Origin of the sequence: Streptomyces sp. adm13(2018), from assembly GCF_008042145.1 — a bacterium.
Lineage (GTDB): Bacteria > Actinomycetota > Actinomycetes > Streptomycetales > Streptomycetaceae > Streptomyces.
This window is the reverse complement of the sequence record NZ_RDBH01000129.1, coordinates 315,717-334,273: the sequence shown is the minus strand read 5'-3', so window position 1 is coordinate 334,273 and position 18,557 is coordinate 315,717. Positions and strand designations below refer to the sequence as shown.

General features: G+C 73.2%; 17 protein-coding genes. 5 read left to right on the top strand and 12 right to left on the bottom strand.

What is annotated here, in order from left to right; genetic code table 11:
- Positions 1 to 264: 264 nt before the first annotated feature.
- Positions 265 to 1,410 carry a 4-hydroxyphenylpyruvate dioxygenase gene (hppD, locus tag EAO70_RS18120; protein ID WP_148003973.1) on the bottom strand — a complete coding sequence of 382 codons (1,146 nt, stop codon included), beginning with the start codon at positions 1,408 to 1,410 and terminating at the stop codon, positions 265 to 267.
- 121 nt (positions 1,411 to 1,531) lie between these two features.
- Here hppD and EAO70_RS18115 point away from each other — a divergent pair, with 121 nt between their 5' ends.
- The 4 genes from EAO70_RS18115 to EAO70_RS18100 all read left to right on the top strand — a co-directional run bounded on the left by EAO70_RS18115 (position 1,532) and on the right by EAO70_RS18100 (position 4,403).
- The gene (locus EAO70_RS18115; protein WP_148003972.1) at positions 1,532 to 1,999 is read left to right on the top strand and encodes an Lrp/AsnC family transcriptional regulator; all 468 of its coding nucleotides are present in this window, start codon (positions 1,532 to 1,534) and stop codon (positions 1,997 to 1,999) included.
- A gap of 151 nt (positions 2,000 to 2,150) precedes the next feature.
- Entirely contained in the window at positions 2,151 to 2,732 is a 582-nt protein-coding gene (locus EAO70_RS18110; RefSeq protein ID WP_148003971.1) for an ArsR/SmtB family transcription factor, read from the top strand.
- 19 nt (positions 2,733 to 2,751) lie between these two features.
- On the top strand, positions 2,752 to 2,949 hold the full coding sequence (locus tag EAO70_RS18105; RefSeq protein ID WP_148003970.1) for a hypothetical protein: 198 nt from the start codon (positions 2,752 to 2,754) through the stop codon (positions 2,947 to 2,949).
- The gene (locus EAO70_RS18100; RefSeq protein WP_148003969.1) at positions 2,946 to 4,403 is read left to right on the top strand and encodes an MFS transporter; all 1,458 of its coding nucleotides are present in this window, start codon (positions 2,946 to 2,948) and stop codon (positions 4,401 to 4,403) included. The genes EAO70_RS18105 and EAO70_RS18100 overlap by 4 nt, the downstream gene beginning before the upstream one ends.
- Here EAO70_RS18100 and EAO70_RS18095 read toward each other — a convergent pair.
- The 6 genes from EAO70_RS18095 to EAO70_RS18070 form a co-directional block, all read right to left on the bottom strand.
- A complete protein-coding gene (locus EAO70_RS18095; protein ID WP_148003968.1) occupies positions 4,336 to 5,130 on the bottom strand; it encodes a S16 family serine protease in 795 nt (264 codons plus the stop codon). The two genes, EAO70_RS18100 and EAO70_RS18095, sit on opposite strands and share 68 nt — an antisense overlap.
- A 193-nt stretch (positions 5,131 to 5,323) precedes the next feature.
- The gene (locus EAO70_RS18090; RefSeq protein ID WP_015033894.1) at positions 5,324 to 5,965 is read right to left on the bottom strand and encodes an IclR family transcriptional regulator; all 642 of its coding nucleotides are present in this window, start codon (positions 5,963 to 5,965) and stop codon (positions 5,324 to 5,326) included.
- Between the two features lie 446 nt (positions 5,966 to 6,411).
- Positions 6,412 to 8,202, bottom strand: a complete 1,791-nt coding sequence (locus tag EAO70_RS18085; RefSeq protein ID WP_148003967.1) for a DEAD/DEAH box helicase — start codon at positions 8,200 to 8,202, stop codon at positions 6,412 to 6,414.
- A gap of 109 nt (positions 8,203 to 8,311) precedes the next feature.
- Positions 8,312 to 8,701: a type II toxin-antitoxin system death-on-curing family toxin gene (locus EAO70_RS18080; RefSeq protein ID WP_148003966.1), complete on the bottom strand. Its 390-nt coding sequence runs from the start codon at positions 8,699 to 8,701 to the stop codon at positions 8,312 to 8,314.
- The gene (locus EAO70_RS18075) at positions 8,698 to 8,886 is read right to left on the bottom strand and encodes a hypothetical protein (protein ID WP_148003965.1); all 189 of its coding nucleotides are present in this window, start codon (positions 8,884 to 8,886) and stop codon (positions 8,698 to 8,700) included. Before EAO70_RS18075 ends, EAO70_RS18080 begins: the two co-directional genes overlap by 4 nt.
- Before the next feature lie 40 nt (positions 8,887 to 8,926).
- Positions 8,927 to 10,465 (bottom strand): MFS transporter, encoded by a 1,539-nt coding sequence (locus EAO70_RS18070; RefSeq protein WP_148003964.1) that lies wholly within the window; start codon positions 10,463 to 10,465, stop codon positions 8,927 to 8,929.
- 226 nt (positions 10,466 to 10,691) lie between these two features.
- On the opposite strand from EAO70_RS18070, the gene EAO70_RS18065 reads away from it, so the two are divergent.
- Entirely contained in the window at positions 10,692 to 11,864 is a 1,173-nt protein-coding gene (locus EAO70_RS18065; protein ID WP_148003963.1) for a PQQ-binding-like beta-propeller repeat protein, read from the top strand.
- 34 nt (positions 11,865 to 11,898) lie between these two features.
- Here EAO70_RS18065 and mycP read toward each other — a convergent pair whose 3' ends face one another.
- The 5 genes from mycP to EAO70_RS39305 all read right to left on the bottom strand — a co-directional run.
- Positions 11,899 to 13,134 (bottom strand): type VII secretion-associated serine protease mycosin, encoded by a 1,236-nt coding sequence (mycP, locus tag EAO70_RS18060; protein WP_148003962.1) that lies wholly within the window; start codon positions 13,132 to 13,134, stop codon positions 11,899 to 11,901.
- 17 nt (positions 13,135 to 13,151) lie between these two features.
- Positions 13,152 to 14,675, bottom strand: coding sequence for a hypothetical protein (locus EAO70_RS18055; RefSeq protein ID WP_148003961.1), 1,524 nt, complete (start codon positions 14,673 to 14,675; stop codon positions 13,152 to 13,154).
- Between the two features lie 44 nt (positions 14,676 to 14,719).
- A complete protein-coding gene (locus EAO70_RS18050) occupies positions 14,720 to 15,157 on the bottom strand; it encodes a hypothetical protein (RefSeq protein ID WP_148003960.1) in 438 nt (145 codons plus the stop codon).
- 161 nt (positions 15,158 to 15,318) lie between these two features.
- On the bottom strand, positions 15,319 to 17,643 hold the full coding sequence (locus EAO70_RS18045; protein ID WP_383438763.1) for a xanthine dehydrogenase family protein molybdopterin-binding subunit: 2,325 nt from the start codon (positions 17,641 to 17,643) through the stop codon (positions 15,319 to 15,321).
- The coding region (locus EAO70_RS39305) for a (2Fe-2S)-binding protein (RefSeq protein ID WP_261992932.1) at positions 17,640 to 18,557 on the bottom strand (918 nt) is incomplete at its 5' end. The genes EAO70_RS39305 and EAO70_RS18045, both read right to left, overlap by 4 nt.

The following is an 18,557-nucleotide window of genomic DNA, read 5'->3' as shown; positions in this document are numbered from 1 at the left end:
GATCTCGCCCCGGTGGTACGCGAAGAGGGCGCTCCGCAGCCCCTCTTCGGTGGCCCGGGTCGCGTACTCCAGCGCCTCCTTCGGCCGGCCCGCCCGGTACAGCGCCCAGCCGAGCGCGTCCGCGACCCGCACCGGACGGTGCCCCGGCCCACCCCCCGCGTGGGCCGGAGCCCGCCGGCTGGTGGGCTCGCCCCGTGCCCGGGTCGTGCCGACAGGGGTGAGGGCCCGGGGCAGGAGCCCCGGGCCCTCGTCGTGCGCGTCCCGTCAGAGGTTGCCGCGCTTCTCCTGCTCGCGCTCGATCGCCTCGAACAGGGCCTTGAAGTTGCCCTTGCCGAAGCCCATCGACCCGTGGCGCTCGATCATCTCGAAGAAGACGGTCGGGCGGTCCTGGACCGGCTTGGTGAAGATCTGCAGCAGGTAGCCGTCCTCATCGCGGTCGACGAGGATCTTCAGCTCGCGCAGGGTCTCGACGGGCACGCGGGTCTCGCCGGCCCACTCGCCGAGGGTGTCGTAGTACGAGTCGGGGGTGTCGAGGAAGGAGACACCGGCGGCCCGCATCGCGCGCACGGTGGCGACGATGTCGTTGGTGGCGAGGGCGATGTGCTGGACGCCGGCGCCGCCGTAGAACTCCAGGTACTCGTCGATCTGCGACTTCTTCTTCGCGATCGCGGGCTCGTTGATCGGGAACTTCACCTTGAGGGTGCCGTCCGCGACGACCTTCGACATGAGCGCGGAGTACTCGGTGGCGATGTCGTCGCCCACGAACTCCTTCATGTTGGTGAAGCCCATGACCTTGTTGTAGAAGCCGACCCAGTCGTTCATCCTGCCGAGCTCGACGTTGCCGACGCAGTGGTCGATGGCCTGGAAGGTGCGCTTGGCCGGCGGCTCGACGATCGGCTTGGCGGCCACGAAGCCGGGGAGGTACGGGCCGTCGTAGCCGGAGCGCTCGACGAGGGTGTGGCGGGTCTTGCCGTACGTGGCGATGGCGGCGAGGACGACGGTGCCGTGCTCGTCCTTCACCTCGTGCGGCTCGGTGAGGCCGGTGGCGCCGTGCTCGACGGCGTAGGCGTACGCGGCGCGGGCGTCGGGCACCTCGATGGCCAGGTCGACGACGCCGTCGCCGTGCTCGGCGACGTGGTCGGCGAGGAAGCGGCCCCGGTCGGTGGAGACCTTGATGACGGAGGTGAACACGAAGCGGGCGGCGCCGTTGGTGAGGACGTAGCTGGCCGTCTCGCGGCTGCCGTTCTCCGGTCCGGAGTAGGCGACGAGCTTCATGCCGAAGGCCGTGGAGTAGTAGTGCGCGGCCTGCTTGGCGTTGCCGACGGCGAAGACGACCGCGTCCATTCCCTTCACGGGGAAGGGATCGGCCTGCCGCGCCGTGGAGGGGGTGTGATCGATGGTCTCAGTCATGGGAGCAGCGTCCCGCCGTTCTGCAAGGTGCGCAAGAGTTCACGGATTCACTGGTCAGGTTGACCAGCTGTCGGTGAGTATGACCGGGCGACTTGTACATCCTGACCACGAGGAGGCCGCTGTGGCGATCGATCATCTGGACGGCCGGCTGATCACGCTGCTCGCCCGCGAGCCGCGCATAGGCGTACTGGAGGCCTCGCGGCGGCTCGGGGTGGCGCGCGGCACCGTCCAGGCGCGCCTCGACCGGCTCCGGGCGAGCGGGGTGATCAGGGGCTTCGGGCCGCAGGTCGACCCGGCTGCCCTGGGGTATCCGGTGACGGCGTTCGCCACGCTGGAGATCAAGCAGGGTCAGGGGGCCGACGTGCGGGGGCATCTGGCGACGGTGCCGGAGGTGCTGGAGCTGCACACGACGACGGGGCACGGCGACATGCTGTGCCGGCTGGTCGCCCGGTCGAACGCGGACCTCCAGCGGGTGATCGACAGGGTGGTGGGCTTCGAGGGGATCGTGCGGGCGTCGACGGCGATCGTGATGGAGAACCCGGTGCCGCTCCGGATCATCCCGCTGGTGGAGCAGGCGGCGCAGGAGTAGTAGGGACCGGGCCCGGCCGGGGCGCCGCGGGATCTCGCCGGGGCGCCGGGCCTGCGGTGGGGGCACGCCCGGGAGCACCACGACGGAGTTGCAAAGAAGTAGTTGCAAAAAAACCCTTGCAACTACTTCTTTGCAACTCTACGCTCGACCCATGTCCGAGCCCGAGGCGTTCCCGACCCGTTCTCTCGACCCGCGCAGCCTGCGCGGGCTCGCCCACCCCCTCCGCATCCAGCTGCTGCGCGCCCTGCGCACCGGCGGACCCGCCACCGCCTCCCAACTCGCGGAGAAGCTGGGCGAGTCCAGCGGTGCGACCAGCTACCACCTGCGCCAGCTCGCGGTCTACGGCTTCGTCGAGGACGATCCGACCCGGGGCAAGGGGCGCGAGCGGTGGTGGAAGGCCGCCACGCAGGGAGTGACCGTCGACGAGTCGCTCTCGCTGAACCCGGACCCCGCGGTCCGCGGCGCCCTCGACCTCTACTTCCACGAGATCGCGAACAACCACACCCAGGAGCTGAGCACCTATCTCGGCACCCGGCACGACTGGGGCGACGCCTGGATCGGCGTGTCCGACATGAGCGACTTCACGCTGCGCCTGCCCCCCGAGAAGCTCCGCGAGCTCGACACGAGGCTGCACGAGGTCATCGCGTCGTACCGGGGGGTCGAGGAGGCCGACGCGCCGGACGCCGAGAGCGTACGGATCCATCTCCACGCGTTCCCGCAGCGCGAGAACTGACGGAAGGGAAGACGGAGTCATGCACCCCGACATACATCTCCAGCTCCACCGACTGCACGCCGCCGAACTGCGCGGCGAGGCCGCCGCCACCGCACCGCGCGCCCCCGAGCGCACGCCCGGCCGCGTCCTCCGCGTCCAACTCGGCTGGCGGCTGGTCGAGCTGGGGCTGCGCCTGGCCACTCCCCCGCGCTCCCGCACGGCCCCGCTGGCCGCATGACCGCGCCGGGGGGAGAAGACGGGGACGCCGGGGGCTCGGGCGCGACCGGCAAGGACGCCGGGGGCGCGGACGCGACCGGGAAGGACACCACGACGACACGTGCCGCGCGCGCCGCGCGGCGCGAACGGGTCCCCCTCGCCACCGTCCTCACCGCCAACGCCGTCTCCATCACGGGAAACTCGCTCACCCTCATCGGCGTCCCGTGGTTCGCGCTCGACACCACGGGAAGCCCCGGCAAGGCCGGCATCGTCGCCTTCTGCGCGGCCCTGCCCGTCCTCGTCTCCGCGATCGCCGGCGGCCCGGTCGTCGACCGGATCGGCCGCCGCCGGGTCAGCATCGCCTCCGACCTGGTCTGCGCCCTCGCGCTCGCCGCGATCCCGCTGCTGCACCGCGCCGGACTCCTGGAGTTCTGGACGCTGTGCGCCCTGATGGCCGTCAACGGCCTCTTCCACGCACCCGGCGAGATGGCCCGGCACGTCCTGGTCCCGGACCTCGCCCGGCGCGCCGGGACCTCGCTCCCCCGCGCCGCCAGCCTGTACGACGCCGTGGCGCGCGGCGCCCGGATGACGGGCGCCGCGGTCGCCGGACTCCTCGTCGCGTTCATGGGCGCCGACACGGTCCTGGTCCTCGACGCGGCGACCTTCGGGGTCTCCGCGCTGCTCGTCGCCGCGGGCCTGCGCGGGGTGCCCGCGGCGGAGCCGGTGCGGGACGGCCCCCGCCTCTCCCCGGCCCGCTACCGGGCCGATCTGCGCGAGGGGTACGCCTACCTGTTCCGCGCGCGGCTGCTGCTCGGCATCACGGTGATGGTGATGGTCACCAACGGCCTCAACCAGAGCTGGAGTGCCGTGCTGCTGCCGGTCCACGCGCGCGAGGAGCTGGGCGGGCCGGCCACGCAGGGCCTGCTCGTGTCGGTCTTCGGCGGCTGCGCGCTGGTCGGCGCCCTGCTGTACGGGGCGGTCGGCCAGCGCTTCCCGCGCCGGGCCGTCTTCACGGCCGGCTTCCTCCTCGGGGGCGCCCCGCCCTACCTGGTGGCCGCGCTCACCGGCACCACCGCGCCCCTGCTCGTGACGCTCGCGGCGGCCGGGTTCGGCGTCGGCGTCCTCAACCCGATCCTGACCACGGTGATGTACGAGCAGGTGCCCGACGCGCTGCGCAGCCGGGTGATGGGCGCAAGCACCGCCGGGGTGCTGCTGACGACCCCGCTGGGCGGCCTGGCGGCCGGTTTCCTCGTCGAGCGCGCCGGGCTGACCGCGACGCTGCTGGGCATCGGCGGGCTCTACTTCCTCGCCACGCTGTCGCCGCTGCTCTTCCCGGCCTGGCGGGGCATGGACGCCCCGCCGCCGGAGCGGAGGGCCGAGGACGGCGCGGCGGCCGCCGGTCCACCGGTCAGCAGCGCGGAACCTTCGCCTCCTGACCCTGTTCCAGGGCCTTCAGGGAGGACACCGCGTCGCTGAGCGCGGTGACGGGGACGAGCCGCATCCCCTTCGGCAGCTCCGCCTGGGCGTCCGAGCACTCGGCCTTCGGCACGAGGAAGACGGTGGCGCCGTCGCGCGCCGCGGCCTGGGTCTTCAGCGAGACCCCGCCGACGGCGCCGACCGCGCCGTCGGCGTCGATGGTGCCCGTACCGGCGATGATCCGGCCTCCGGTGAGGTCGCCGCCCGAGCCGTCGCCGTCGAGCTTCTCGACGATGCCGAGGGAGAAGAGCAGCCCGGCGCTCGGCCCGCCGATGTCGGCGAGGTTCAGGTCCACCTTGACCTTCCCGGGGTCCTCGTCGAGGTAGTCGAGGGCCGCGAGGGTGGCGGCGTCCTGGGACTCCTTCATCTGGCCGAGGTTGTGCTTCTCGACCTCGGCGTCGGACTTCCCGGGGGGATAGACGGAGTTGCGCGGCAGGACGGCCCGGTCCGTACGGAACCAGGCGTCGGCCACGTCGCCGAGGTCGACGTCCGTGGACGGCCCGGTCGCGACGATCGTGGTCATCCGCAGCTGCCCCTCGGAGGCCCGGACCGGGGCGCCGGTGATCGTGATGACCTCCTGCCCCTTGTCCTTGCCGAGCACGTCGGCGGTCGTACCGGGCTGCGCGATGGCGTAGGGCAGCGGCGCGAGCGCGACGACGGCGAAGAGCGCGACGACGGGCAGCGCGGAGACCGCGAGCGCTGTGGGACGGGAGAGACTGGAGAGCACCCGACCAATCTACTGGGCCCCCACCCCTGCCGAACCGGGTACGCCGGACCATCGGCGCCCGCGCCGCGCCGCGCCCGCCGGCGGACGGGGCCGGTCGCCGGGGGCGTAGGGCCGGAGCACGGCGGGGCGGTGTGCCGCCCCGGCCGGCCGGGTGGCCGGTCTCCGGGCGGCGGCGGGAGTGTGGCGACGGGTTCTAGCGCAGGGCGTCGGCGACCTCGCGGGCCGCGTCGACGACGCGGGGGCCGACCCGTTCCGGGACCGCGTCCGCGAGCATCACGACGCCCACGCTGCCCTCGACGCCCGTCACGCCGACGAGCGGGGCGGCCGCGCCGCTGGCGCCGGCCTCCAGTTCGCCGTGGGTGAGGGTGAAGCCCGGTTCGATCAGGCCGCCCTGGCGCGCGGCGAGGATCGCCCGGCCCGCGGCGCCCCGGTCGAGGGGGTGGCGGAAGCCGGCCCGGTAGGCCACGTGGTAGTCGGTCCAGGTCGGTTCGACGACCGCGACCGCGAGCGCCTCCGCGCCGTCGACCAGCGTCAGATGGGCCGTCGCCCCGATGTCCTCGGCGAGCGAGCGGAGCGCGGGGAGCGCGGCCTCCCGTACGAGGGGGTGGACCTGCCGGCCGAGCCGGAGCACGCCGAGGCCGACGCGGGCACGTCCGCCGAGGTCGCGGCGGACGAGGGCGTGCTGCTCCAGCGTGGCGAGCAGACGGTAGACGACGGTCCGGTTGACACCGAGTTTGTTGGACAACTCGGTGACGGTCAGGCCGTGGTCGGTGTCGGCGAGCAGTTTGAGGACTCTGAGTCCCCGGTCGAGCGTCTGGGAGGTCTCCGCGGTCACGACGCCCTCTCCTTCGGAGTGAGTGGCGACGGGCTCTCACGGGGTTGCGTCACCGGTCCCGTCGGCGACGCACGTCAGAGGCCGCCGGCAGGAAGGGGTACACCGGCTGCGCTCCGCGGCGGCGCTGCCACGGGGCGATTGCTTTTGAGCCGGGACAGTAGCGACCCGCTCCGCTCAGCGGAAGACCTCGTCCAGAATCCGGGCGCCGACGAGCGAATAGAGACGGTTCGGGACCTTCGTCGGTCGCATGCGGGACTTTGGCGGACAAGATCGGCTTTGTCGTGCCCGTAGCGTGGAAGCGCCCGGAGGCCGACCGTGGGGGCCGGTCTCCGACGCCGGTCCCGCCGCGGTTCCTTCACCGGTCTCGCCGCGCCGCGGGACGAGTGAGGCCCGTACGAACGCCGTCGTACGGGCCTCAGCCGCACTCGGGGGCGGTGCGGCGGGGGTCACCGCATGCGGGTCGCCCACTCCTGGACCTTCTTGATCCGTTCCCGGATCTGGCCGGCGGTGGCCTCCGCGCTCGGCGGCCCGCCGCAGACCCGGCGCAGCTCCGTGTGGATCACGCCGTGGGGCTTGCCGGACTGGTGGACGTACGCGCCGACCATGGTGTTGAGCTGCTTGCGCAGTTCGAGCATCTCCTTGTGGGAAACGACAGGACGCCGCTCGGCGGGGAGTTCGAGCAGGTCGGCCTCGTCGTCCGGCTTCTTGCGGCTGTGCGCGATCTGCCGGGCCTGGCGCTTCTGGAGGAGCAGCTGGACCTGGTCGGGTTCGAGGAGACCGGGGATGCCGAGGTAGTCCTGCTCCTCGGCGCTGCCGGGGTGGGCCTGCATGCCGAACTCGGCGCTGTTGTAGAGGACGCGGTCGAAGACGGCGTCGGACTCCAGCGCCTCGAAGGGCAGCATGTCCTGCTCGCCGGTGTCCTCGTCCTGCTCGCGCTCCGCCTCCGCCATCTCCTTCTCGGACTCGGCGTACGGGTCCTCCTCGCCCTGCTTCTTGGGCTTGTCGAGGACGTGGTCCCGCTCGACCTCCATCTCGTTGGCGAAACCGAGGAGGCTGGGGATCGTCGGAAGGAACACGGACGCGGTCTCGCCGCGCCTGCGCGAACGCACGAAGCGGCCGACGGCCTGGGCGAAGAAGAGCGGGGTCGAGATCGTCGTCGCGTACACGCCGACGGCGAGGCGGGGCACGTCGACGCCCTCGGACACCATGCGGACGGCGACCATCCAGCGGTCCTCGCTCTCGCTGAACTCGTCGATGCGGTTCGAGGCGCCGGTGTCGTCGGAGAGGACGACGGTGGCCTTCGTGCCGGTGATCTCGCGGATCAGCTTGGCGTACGAGCGGGCCGAGTCCTGGTCGGAGGCGATCACGAGGCCGCCCGCGTCCGGGATGGACTTGCGGACCTCGGTGAGGCGCCGGTCGGCGGCGCGCAGGACGTTCGGCATCCACTCGCCCTTGGCGTCCAGGGCGGTCCGCCAGGCCTGCGAGACGGCGTCCTTCGTCATCGGCTCGCCGAGGCGGGCGGCGATCTCGTCGCCGGCCTTGGTGCGCCAGCGCATGTTGCCGCTGTAGGAGAGGAAGATGACGGGCCGGACGACGCCGTCGGTCAGCGCGTTGCCGTAGCCGTAGGTGTAGTCGGCCGAGGAGCGCCGGATGCCGTCGTTCCCCTCCTCGTACGTGACGAAGGGGATCGGGTTGGTGTCGGAGCGGAACGGGGTGCCGGTCAGCGCGAGGCGCCGGGTGGCGGGCTCGAACGCCTCCAGGCAGGCCTCGCCCCAGGACTTGGAGTCTCCGGCGTGGTGGATCTCGTCGAGGATGACGAGGGTCTTGCGCTGCTCGGACCGGTTGCGGTGCAGCATCGGGCGGACGCCGACGCCGGCGTAGGTGATGGCGACCCCGTCGTACTCCTTGCTGAGCGGTCCGGCGCTGTAGTCCGGGTCCAGCTTGATCCCTATCCGCGCGGCGGCGGCGGCCCACTGCTTCTTGAGGTGCTCGGTGGGCGCGACGACGGTGATCTGCTGCACGACGTGGTGGTGCAGCAGCCAGGACGCGAGGGTCAGGGCGAAGGTGGTCTTGCCGGCGCCTGGTGTGGCGACCGCGAGGAAGTCACGGGGCTGCTCCTGGATGTACCGCTCCATCGCGCCCTGTTGCCAGGCGCGCAGCTTGCCGGCGGTGCCCCAGGGGGCCCGTCCCGGAAAGGCGGGAGAGAGGTGATGGGAGGAGGTGGTGGTAGTAGTCACGATCCCCGGGTTCGACGCTCGTCCAGATATGACAACCTGGCCACCTTACCGGTGCGGGCGTCGCGACCCGCCCCGCGCGAAGGCGTGGCGGGTGCGCTTGAGACGGTCCTCACAGCCCCCGGAGGCGGCGCGCGATGTCCGGAATGTCGCCCAGGTCGCCGCCGGCCACGCCGATGACCAGGCCGTATGCCCGTTCGAGGTCGGCGTCGGCGAGATCGACTCCGTTGACGGCGAGGAAGGTGGCCGCGGACAGCCACGCCGCCCGCTTGTTCCCGTCGACGAAGGGGTGGTTCGTGGCGACCGCGTGCAGCAGCGCGGCGGCCTGCTCGTACACGTCCTCGTACGCGCTCTCCCCGAACATCCGGGCCCTCGGCCGGTGCACGGCGGACGCCAGCAGCCCGGGCGCCCGCAACTCGGGCACACCGTCGCCGGTGAAGGCGATCCGGGCGACCTCGGTGACCTCCTCGACGGTGAGGAAGCGCGTGGTGGTGTCGTTCATTCTCCGAGCCTCCTCAGGAGGGAGTCGTGCACCCGGGCGAGACGCAGCGCCTCACGGCGTACGAGGTCGGCCTCCGCGGCCAGCAACCGCCCGCAGGCCTCGGCGGCCAGCTCCTCCGCGGTGACGCCCCGGGCATCGGCGAGGTCGGCGAACCCGTCACCGACCGTAACAGTCATCTCACGCATACACAGAGGGTAGGAGGCGGCGACCGGGGCGGCCACGGATTTAGGCCGCCCCCCTGTCACCGGCCGGGACCCCCCGGTCGTGGGACGCTCCGGCACCGGACGTATGCAGCCGCGTCGCCACCCAGGCTCCCACCGCCGCCACCCCCGCCATCGGCAGGAAGACCGCGGCGAAGGCCCCCGGGTGGGAGCCCGTGGCCGCGGAGGAGGTGACCGCGTGGCCCACCGCCCCGCCGCCGAGCGCCGTGAAGGCCGCGCCGCCCGCGGCGAGCAGCAGGACGTTGGAGAGGCCGTCGGAGATCTGGAGCGCGGCGGAGTTCGCGCCGACCTCCTCGGGCGCGGAGAGCTTCATGAGGAGCACGCTCGTCGAGGCGATCACGGCGCCCATGCCGAGGCAGCCGAGCCCCCAGGCGACCGCCACCACCCACACCGGCACGGCCGTGATCAGCACGCTCGGGGCCGCCGCGATGGCGATCGCGACCAGGACCATGCCGAGGACCACGAGCCGCTCCCGGTACGGCTCCGTCCACGGCCGGGCCTGGATCCAGGAGCCGAGGGCCCAGGTGAGGCCGCCCGCGGCGAGGGAGAGCCCGGCCAGGGTGGGGCTGAGGCCGCGCTGGGTGACCAGCATCAGCGGCACGAAGGACTCGGCCGCGATGAAGGCGCCCGCGGCGATGCCGCGGAGCAGGACGACGGACGGCAGGCCGCGGGCCGCCCGGTAGGTGCCGTGCGGAAGGAGCCCGCGGACCGCCGGCACCAGGAACGCGGCACCCGCCGCGGCCGGCAGCAGCGCGAGCCAGCGCAGTTCCTGCCCCGCGTACTGCAGGAGCGCGGCGCCCACCGAGATCCCCAGCGCGAGCCGGATCCGGCGCCGGTCCCAGGGCGCGACGGGCGCGGACGGGTCGGCGGGGCCGGAGGCGGTGCGGCGTATCGCGGGCAGGGCGAGGGCCAGCGGGAAGACGACGAGGACGGGGATGCCGACGAAGACCCAGCGCCAGCCGAGGTGCTCGGTGATCGTGCCGGCGGCGAGCGGCCCGACGACGGAGGGGACGACCCAGCTCGCGGCGAACGCGGCCATGATCGCGGGTCTGAGGTGCTCGGCGTACGCGCGGCCGACGACCACGTACAGGGCGACGATGACGAGCCCGCCGCCGAGGCCCTGGACGGCCCGCCCCAGGATGAACAGCCACATGGCGCCGGCCGTCCCGGAGAGCAGCAGCCCGGCGGCGAAGGCGCTGATGCCGGCGGTGAGCGGGGCGAGCGGCCCGAGCCGGTCGGACCACTGGCCCGCCAGGACCATGGCGAAGAGGCTGGTGGTGAAGTAGGCGGAGAAGGCGAAGGCGTAGAGGGGGATGCCGTCCAGCTCACGGGCGGCCACCGGCATCGCGGTGCCGACGGCGGTCGCCTCGAACGCGATGAGCAGCACGACGGAGACCATGCCGATGCTGAGCGCCCGGTGGGCCGGGTCGAGGACGGACCCCTTGTCGGCCTCGTCGTGCGGGGCAAGGGGTCCGGGTCTCCGGGCGACGTCGGCGGCCGCGTCTGCGGCGGCCTCGGCGTCGCGGGGTTCGAGGGCGCTCATTCCCCCAGAGTAAGAGGTGTAGCCGTAAATGACCCCTGTCAGGAGTCCCGGTGCGACTCAGCCCTTGGACGTACGACTGTGAACGCCGTGTGGCGGCACCATTGCGGTCCCGTGGCACGACCCCGGAACCCCTTGAGCCCCTCAACCACTCGGGCACACGGTCGTGCGGTGCTGCTGAGAACGACCGTAGGCGGGGGCCGGGAGGGGCTCAAGGGGTTCCGGGGTCGTGCCACGGGACCGCGAGTTCGGGCCGCAGGACCTTGACGGCCGCSGGGACGGCGCGGGGGCCTGGTGGCTGAGCCGGGGCGGTGAGACGTCCCCGACCGCCGACGTGCCGGCGGCCGTGGCGGCACCGGAGGCGGCGTTCGTCTCGGTCATCGACAGCCAGGTGGGGAAGCCGCCGGACGCGCTGTGGGGTCCCCTCGACGTCTGCGCGCCGGTGGCGACTCCGCCCCTCCCCGTGCGGGACGTGGTCCTGGTGTACGCGAAGACGGGCGGGCTGCTCGCCCTGTCCGTCACCGACGGGAAGGAGCGGTGGCGGGCCGAGGACGTCCACGCGGCGTCCGGTTACGTCTCCGTGGCCGACCGGCTCGTCGTGGGCGCCGACAGGAAGGGCGTGCTGCGGGCCTACGTGGCCTCCACCGGCCGGCAGGTCTGGCAGACGGAGGCCGACGCCGAGGCGGTCCTCGCCGCGGACGACACCCACGTCTACTTCACGACCTCCGACAACATGCTGCGGGCCGTCGACGCCTGGACCCTCGCGCCGGTGTGGACGCGCCCGATGAGGTCCCCCCGTTCCACGAAGGGTCCCGCGCGGGCGGCCGCGGGCAAGGGGCGGCTCGTGGTCCACGGCTGGGACGGGCAGGTCGAGTCCGTCGACACCGCGACCGGCGAGACCGCCTGGAAGCTCAAGGGGCAGGGCACCCACGGCCAGGCCCCCTCGATCAGCGGCTCCACCGTGTACCTCGGAGGTCCCAGCCTGATGGTCCGGCGCCTGGAGAGCGGCGAGTTCCTCTGGAAGGAGGAGAGCCTCGCCCACGAGGACCGGGCGGTGGGGTGGGCCGGCCCGACCGCGGACGGCGACGCCGTGATCGCCGTCAACGGCTACGAGGCCCACCGGTTCCGCACCAGGACCGACGTCAATCGCTCGACCGTCGAGTGGATGGAACCCCTGGACAATGCGGGCGGCGGCGTCTCCGCTCCCGCCGTCGCGGGCGGCACGGCCTGGCTGCCGGAGACCGACGAAGGTGCCGTGCGGGTGGTGAACAGGACGACCGGGGCCTGGCTGTTCACCGTGAGGATGGAGCGCGTGGGCGCCTACCGGCTGGCGAGCGCCGCCAACCGCGTCTTCATGACCCGCGGCGGCCGGATCGTGGCGCTGCCGGTGTTCGGGGAGTAGCACGTACGCCGCCCGCGCGGGCGGCTTACGTTCCTCAGGTGCGGCGGCCCCGGAGCGCCACCACGGCGCCGGCGATCAGCACGGCCGCACCGATGCCGATGCCGATGTAGAGGGTGGCGCTGCCGCCCCCCTCGCTCTCCTCCTGCGCGGCGGGCGCGGGAGCGGGGGCGGCGGTGGACGGCGCGGCCGGGGTGGCCCCCTCCGACGCGGCGCCCGAGGGAGAGGCGGACACGTTCTCTTCGAGGTCCTCGATGGGCCGGACGCCGGCCGGTCCGGGGTCGCCGGGCGTCTTCAGCGCGCGGAGCGGCCGGATGGCGCCGAAGCCGATGTAGTCGTTGCGCTTGTCGCCCTCGGTGGGCGCGGCGATGGTGTTGAGCATGACCTTCAGGACCTGGTTGTTGGTCCAGTCGGGATGCTTCGCCCAGATGAGCGCGGCGGCGGCGGAGGCGAGGGCGGTGGCGTTACTGGTACCGCTGGAGGTGCAGACGCGGCCGCCACCGCACGCGGCCACCGTGTCCTTGCCGGGGGCCACGAGGTCGACCTGCGGACCGTACTGGGAGAGGGGGATGCGGGTCAGCTTCTGGTCGATGGCACCGACGCCGACCACGCCGGGGGTCGCTCCCGGGTACTCCAGCCTGTTCGCCTTGTCGCCGCTGTTGCCGACGGAGGCGAAGACCAGGGCGCCCTTGTCCAGGGCGTACTTCACGGCGTCCGTGAGCTGCTGCGACCCGGCGGTGGAGCCCTGCGAGATGTTGAGGACCTTGGCACCGGAGTCGACGGCGAACCGGATGGCCTCGGGCATGACCGCGTTGAACTCGCGGTCCGCGTCCGCCTGGCTGCTCCCCGCGCCGGCTTCCGACCCGGGCACGCGCACCGAGAGGATCTTGGCCCCGGGGGCGAGGCCGTAGGCACCCTGCCCGCCGTTGGCCTTGCCCGTGCCGGCGATGAGGCCTGCCATGTTCGTGCCGTGTCCGGTGTAGTCGGTGAACTCGTCGCCGGACTGTTCCGGTGCGAAGTCCTTGCCCCTGAGCACCTGGCCCGGAAGGTCCGGATTCCCCTTCTCCACGCCGGAGTCGATGACCGCGACGGTGACGCCCTTGCCCGTGCTGAGCTGCCAGATCTTCTCGGCGCCCATGGTGTCCAGGTGCCACTGCCGGTCACGGACGCCCGCGGCGTGGGCGGGTACGGAAGCGATGCCCACCAGCAGCATCCCCAAGGCGGCCGAGGCGGTGACTGCGGCACGGCTCCGACGAATACTGCTGGTACGCATCTGCTTCCTCGCGCTGATCAGTCGATGACGGGCGGCGCCACGCGGCGCCCCTGCTGCCAGGTCTCCTCGTCCTCGACCAGGTAGTCGGGACGCTCTCCCTTGGTCTCCTCGCGCTCGCCGGGCTGCGTAGAGCCTCCGCGGACGAGGCCGGAACCGCCGGGCGTGAAGGGCCGTGCGGTGCCTCCGGCCGCGGTGGCGCGCTGCGCCCGGCCGCCGACGACTCCGCCGGCCTCGCCGGCGAGACGGCGTCCGCCGGTGATGCCGTGCTGTCCCGCGCCCGCGCCGCCCATGGGGCCGCCCATGGCGCCGCCGCCCATCGGGGCGCGGCCCATGCCCGTACCGCGGCCCGGCTCGGTGCCGATGACGGTGCTGCGCGGGAGTCCGGTCTGCGGACGTCCCGTCGTGTTGGGCACGGCCCTGCCGCCGCTGATGCCCTCACGGGGGCCGCCCAGGGGGCCGGGTCCGGTCGGCAGGCCGCGCGGGCCGGTGGTGCCCAGCGGGTTCCGCGTACCGCCGGTGACGGGGCCGGTGGGCGGCGGTACCCCGGGGCCGCCCTTCGCGGTGAACGGGGGCATACCGGTCGTGGTCACGAACGGAGGCGTGGCGCCCTCCGGCTTGGTGATCGGCGGCGGGGCGCCCGGGGTCTGCGTCGTGGGTCCGGTCGGCGCGGTCGGCGGCGTCTTGGTGTCGACGCTGTCGAGACCGAGGTCCACGGGGACGTCGGGCCGCACGTCCGGACGGACGACGTGCTTCGGTCCCGACGGGTCGCCGCTGGACGGCGGCAGGGGGATGTTGGTTTCGGGCGTCGTCCGGGTGTCGGGCTGGGACCGGGGGCCGGACGGACCCGTGGCCCGCTCGGTACCCCCGGTGGACCTCTCGCCCTGCGGGCCGTAGCCGGTGGAGGTGGGATCCGACCCGCGCTGACGGTCCTGCGCCGGCACGAAGTCCCCCGGCGGCGGCGGGAACGTCGGCGGCGTGAGGCTCGTCATGTTGAAGCTCGACCACTGGTAGGAGGAGGAGAGCTTCTCCATCTCGGCCGCCGCGGCCTGCTGGTTCGCCTTCTCCTTGGCTTCGATGGCCTTGAGCTCCTCGCTCGCGGCCATCTGGCTCTTGGCGTTGCGAGCGATGGTCTGCGAGTCCGGGTCGTTGCGGTACTTCTGCGCCGCCGCCAGGTTCTCCTTGGCCGACTCGTGGGAGGTGTAGCGGGGGATGGCGCTCTGCGCGGTGGCGATGGCCTCGGCGGCGGCGTCCATCCACGTGGCCGCGCCCGTGCTGAAGTCACCGAGCGCGTGGGTCGAGCTCACGACGCTGTCGGCCCACTCGTTGAACGCCTTCTCCGCTTCGCCTTCCCACTCCACCCGGCCGGAACGGTTCTTGAGCTGCGTGGCGATGCGATGCATCTCCTCGGCAGCCGCCCTCAACCGTCCCGCCGCGTTGCCGACGTAGAACGTGCTGGCTTCGTCCAGCCACGCCAGCATCTGCTGGTGGGACATCGAGCGGAAGTCCGTTCCGCCGCCTCCGCCGCCTTCTGCGGGCCTCATCCTTCGCCTCTTCCCCGTGTCCCCGACATTCCGTCCGCTCCCTCCTACTGGAGGGAGTCGTCGCCCCCGGCCGTCTGTCCGGCCCCGTCGTCCGTGGCGACGCGGCCCGCTTCGCGGTCCGCCTTCGTCTTCGCTTCGTCAGTCCGCTGATGAATGTTGATCATCTTCTGCTTGACGTCGTCGTCCATCTGCGCGAAGCCGTCCTTGGAGGCCACGACCGCGATGCCGAGGCCCTCCAGGCAGTCGCGCAGCAGGCCGGAGAGCTCCGTCAGCTGCGCGAGGACGGTGTTGTACGAGGTGTAGACCCCGGCCGCCTCGGACCAGGCGCCACCGCCGCCGCCGAACTGGTTGCGCTCCACCGGGTCCGACTTCATCTTGCCCTTGTCGGCCTCCGAGGAGGTGAGCATCTCGATCAGCCCGTCGATGCTCGTCTTGAACTCCGACATGGACTCGGTGTTGTAGCGAACCGCTTCCTCGCTCATCGGCCGCATTCCGGACCACCCCCGTCGACGTAGGCTTCCATGCCTGCGCTCCTCCCCCGTCGAACACATGTCCGCCGGTACTGCCAAGTCAGAAGTCCACTGTAGTCAGGAACGACGACAGTGCGCACCTCCGGGTTGCACAAGCAACGGACATCACAGGGTTACGAATTGGGCACAGCCACCGCAGCCTGGGGACGGATCGGGAGGCGGTTGACCGGGCGGCCGGTCGCCGCGCGCACCGCTGAGGCCACTGCGGCGGGTGAGGTGACCACCGGGACCGCGCTCGCGGCCTTGGCGCCGAACGGCGCGACGACGTCCCGCTCTTCGACGAGTTTCACGATGCGAATGTCCGGGGCGTCCAGGGATGTCGGGAGTGCGTAGCCGGTGAAGTCGGGGTGCCGGACCAGGCCACGGGCGGTGCGGAGGTTCTCCGTGAGGGCCGCGCCGATGCCCTGGGTGACGCCGGCCTCGATGCGGGTGGCGAGCTGGGCCGGGTTGAGGACGCGGCCGACGTCCTGGGCGACGGCCATCTCCACGACTCGTACGGCGCCGAGTTCGATGTCCACGTCCACCACGGCGCGGATCGCGCAGAACGCGAGCCCGACGAACGCGTCGCCCTGCCCCGCCTCGTCGAGCGGCTCCGTCGGGTGCGGGCGGCACTGGGCGGTGGCCCAGAGCTCCTTGCCGTCCATCGCCTCCGTGACGGTGGTCGACAGGACCCCGTCGTACGAGGTGATCTTGCCGTCGGTGATCTGGAGCAGCTCCGTCGACATGCCGAACTGGTGGGCCAGCGGCTGGAGAAGCTGCGTACGGACCATCTTCGCGGCCCGCTCGACCGCTCCGCCCGAGACCCAGGTGTGGCGGCCGTGGGCGGCCGGGCCCCCCGGCGGCTGGTCGGTGTCGACGGGGGCCATGTGGACCTCGTCGATGCCGAGGGTGTCCTGCACGATCTGACGGGCGAGCGTCGCGAAGCCCGAACCGGTGTCCACGGCCGCGCAGATGACCGTCGCCACCCCGTCCTGCACGCGCACCGTCGCCGTCGAGACCTCGTCGGCGCCCTCCGCGCCCAGCATGTGCACCATGCCCAGCGCGTAGCCCACGCCCCGGCGCACCGCGCCGGGTTCGCCCGCGCCCTCGGGACCGCCGGGCAGCAGCCACTCGCCCTCCGGGGTGTCCTTGGGCAGCGGCGGCAGTGGGAAGTCCCGTACGGCGGCGAGGAGTTCGGCCACCGGAGCCGGGCAGGTCACCGTCTGGCCCGTCGGCAGGATGTCGCCCGTCGACATGACGTTCCGCATGCGCAGCTCCGCCGGGTCCACGCCCAGCTTCGCCGCCAGCTTGTCCATCTGCGCCTCGTACGCGGTGCACACCTGCATCGCGCCCTCGCCCCGCACATGGCCGGACGGCGGGTTGTTGGTGCGGACGGCCCAGCCCTCGACGAAGGCGTGCGGGACGACGTACGGACCGCAGGCGAAGGCCACGGCCGCCGCGAGCGACTCCGACGAGGAGTCGGCGTACGCGCCGGCGTCGAGCAGGATCTGCGCCTCCACCTTCACCAGCCGCCCCTCCGCGTCCGCGTGGTGCCGGTAGCGGAGCAGGGTGGGGTGCCGGTGGGCGTGGCCGAGGAAGGACTCCTCGCGCGTCGCGGTGAGCTTGACCGGGCAGCCGGTGCGCAGCGCGAGCAGGCCCAGCGGGATCTGGAAGCCGGGGTCCTCACGGTCGCCGGTGGCGCCCGGGACGCCGGTCACCACCAGTTTGACCTGCTCCGGCGGGAGGCCGAAGCAGGCGGCGGCGAGGTCCCGGTCGGTGTGCGGGTCGGTGGAGGCGGTGTACAGCTCCACCCCGCCGTCGGGGCGCGGTACGGCAAGCCCGGCCTCGGCGCCGATCGGCGCCGGGTCCTGGCGCCCGATCCGGTACAGGCCCTCGACGACGACCTCGCCGGTGACGTCCGGGTCGCCGAAGCGCAGCGGGATGTGCCTGATCAGGTTGCCGTCGGGGTGCAGCGCCTCGGCGGCGAAGGCCTTCTCCGGGTCCGTCACCGGGTCGAGCACCTCGTACTCCACGGCGATCGCCGCGGCGGCCAGCCGGGCCGTGTCGGGGTGGTCGGCGGCGACGGCGGCGATCGCCTCGCCGTGGTGGCGGACCAGGTCGGCGGCGAACACCGGCCGGTCGGCGACCTGTCGGCCGTACGTCGCCGCGCCCGGCACGTCCGCCGCCGTCACCACGGCCCGTACGCCCGCCATGGCGGTGGCCGCGCCGGTGTCGACGGAGACGATCCGCGCGTGCGGGTGCGGGGAGCGCAGGATGGCGGCCCAGAGGAGCCCCTCGGCCCACAGGTCGGAGGCGTACGGGAAGGTGCCCTCGGTCTTGGCCCGCGCCTCGGCCTGCGGGAGGGAGGTGCCGAGGCCGTGGGCGGCCGGCTCCTGGCCCGGGGTCCCGGTGCCGTCGAGGACCGGGATCGTGGGAACGGCGGTGATCGCGTCGCTCACGCCATGCCTCCGTCGTGCGGGTGGGGGATCTGGTGCGGGACCCGGGGCTCGTCGGCGGTCTCGGTCGCGCCGGCCGCGGCGCTCGCCTCGCGCTCGGACACGACGTCGCGCACGGCGTCGAGGACGCCCCGGTAGCCGGAGCAGCGGCAGAGGTTGCCCGCGAGCGCCTGGCGGGTCTCGAGTTCGGTGGGGGCGTGGTTGCCCTCCAGCAGGTCGTGCACGGTCATGCACATGCCCGGGATGCAGAAGCCGCACTGCACGGCGCCGCACTTCGCCATGGCCCGCTGCACGTCCGAGGGTTCCCCGTCGACCGCGAGGCCCTCGACCGTCCGCACCTCGCTCCCGGCTGCGGTCGCCGCGGGAACCAGGCAGGAGGCGACGAGACGGCCGTCGACCTGCACGTTGCACGCGCCGCACTCGCCCTGCGAGCAGCCGTCCTTGGCCCCCGCGAGGCCGAGGCGCTCACGCAGGACGTAGAGCAGCGACTCGCCGATCCAGGAGCCGGTGACGGGCCGGTCGGCGCCGTTGACCCGGAGGGTGTACGAGGTGTGGGGGTGCTCGTCGCTGTCGGTGGACGCGGCGAGGCTCACGCCGGCCGGCTCCGGGGCGGAAGCGGGGGCCGGGACGGTCACGGCGGGCGCGTCCGCGGCCTCGACCTCGATCCCGGCCTCGGTCACAGGAGCCCCGTCGGACCCGCCGGACGCGTCGGAGCCATCGGCACCGTCGGCGGCCCCGGACCTGGCCGAGACCCCGGACACCGCGGACCCGATGACCGGGACAGGGGCGCCGTCCGCGCCGCCGGACGCCTCGGACGCCTCGTGCGGGGAGAGATCGGAGGGCGCCGGTTCGCCGCCACTCCCCCGGTCCTCGACCGGAGGACCCTCTGACAGCTCTGCCGCCCCGGCACCCTCGGC

Bases quoted from the DNA above. Each gene is read 5' to 3' on its own strand.
- hppD (WP_148003973.1), bottom strand. From the start codon at position 1,410: ATGACTGAGACCATCGATCACACCCCCTCCACGGCGCGGCAGGCCGAT.
- EAO70_RS18110 (WP_148003971.1), top strand. From the start codon at position 2,151: ATGTCCGAGCCCGAGGCGTTCCCGACCCGTTCTCTCGACCCGCGCAGC.
- EAO70_RS18105 (WP_148003970.1), top strand. From the start codon at position 2,752: ATGCACCCCGACATACATCTCCAGCTCCACCGACTGCACGCCGCCGAA.
- EAO70_RS18100 (WP_148003969.1), top strand. From the start codon at position 2,946: ATGACCGCGCCGGGGGGAGAAGACGGGGACGCCGGGGGCTCGGGCGCG.
- EAO70_RS18080 (WP_148003966.1), bottom strand. From the start codon at position 8,701: ATGAACGACACCACCACGCGCTTCCTCACCGTCGAGGAGGTCACCGAG.
- EAO70_RS18075 (WP_148003965.1), bottom strand. From the start codon at position 8,886: ATGCGTGAGATGACTGTTACGGTCGGTGACGGGTTCGCCGACCTCGCC.
- EAO70_RS18070 (WP_148003964.1), bottom strand. From the start codon at position 10,465: ATGAGCGCCCTCGAACCCCGCGACGCCGAGGCCGCCGCAGACGCGGCC.
- mycP (WP_148003962.1), bottom strand. From the start codon at position 13,134: ATGCGTACCAGCAGTATTCGTCGGAGCCGTGCCGCAGTCACCGCCTCG.
- EAO70_RS18055 (WP_148003961.1), bottom strand. From the start codon at position 14,675: ATGAGGCCCGCAGAAGGCGGCGGAGGCGGCGGAACGGACTTCCGCTCG.
- EAO70_RS18050 (WP_148003960.1), bottom strand. From the start codon at position 15,157: ATGAGCGAGGAAGCGGTTCGCTACAACACCGAGTCCATGTCGGAGTTC.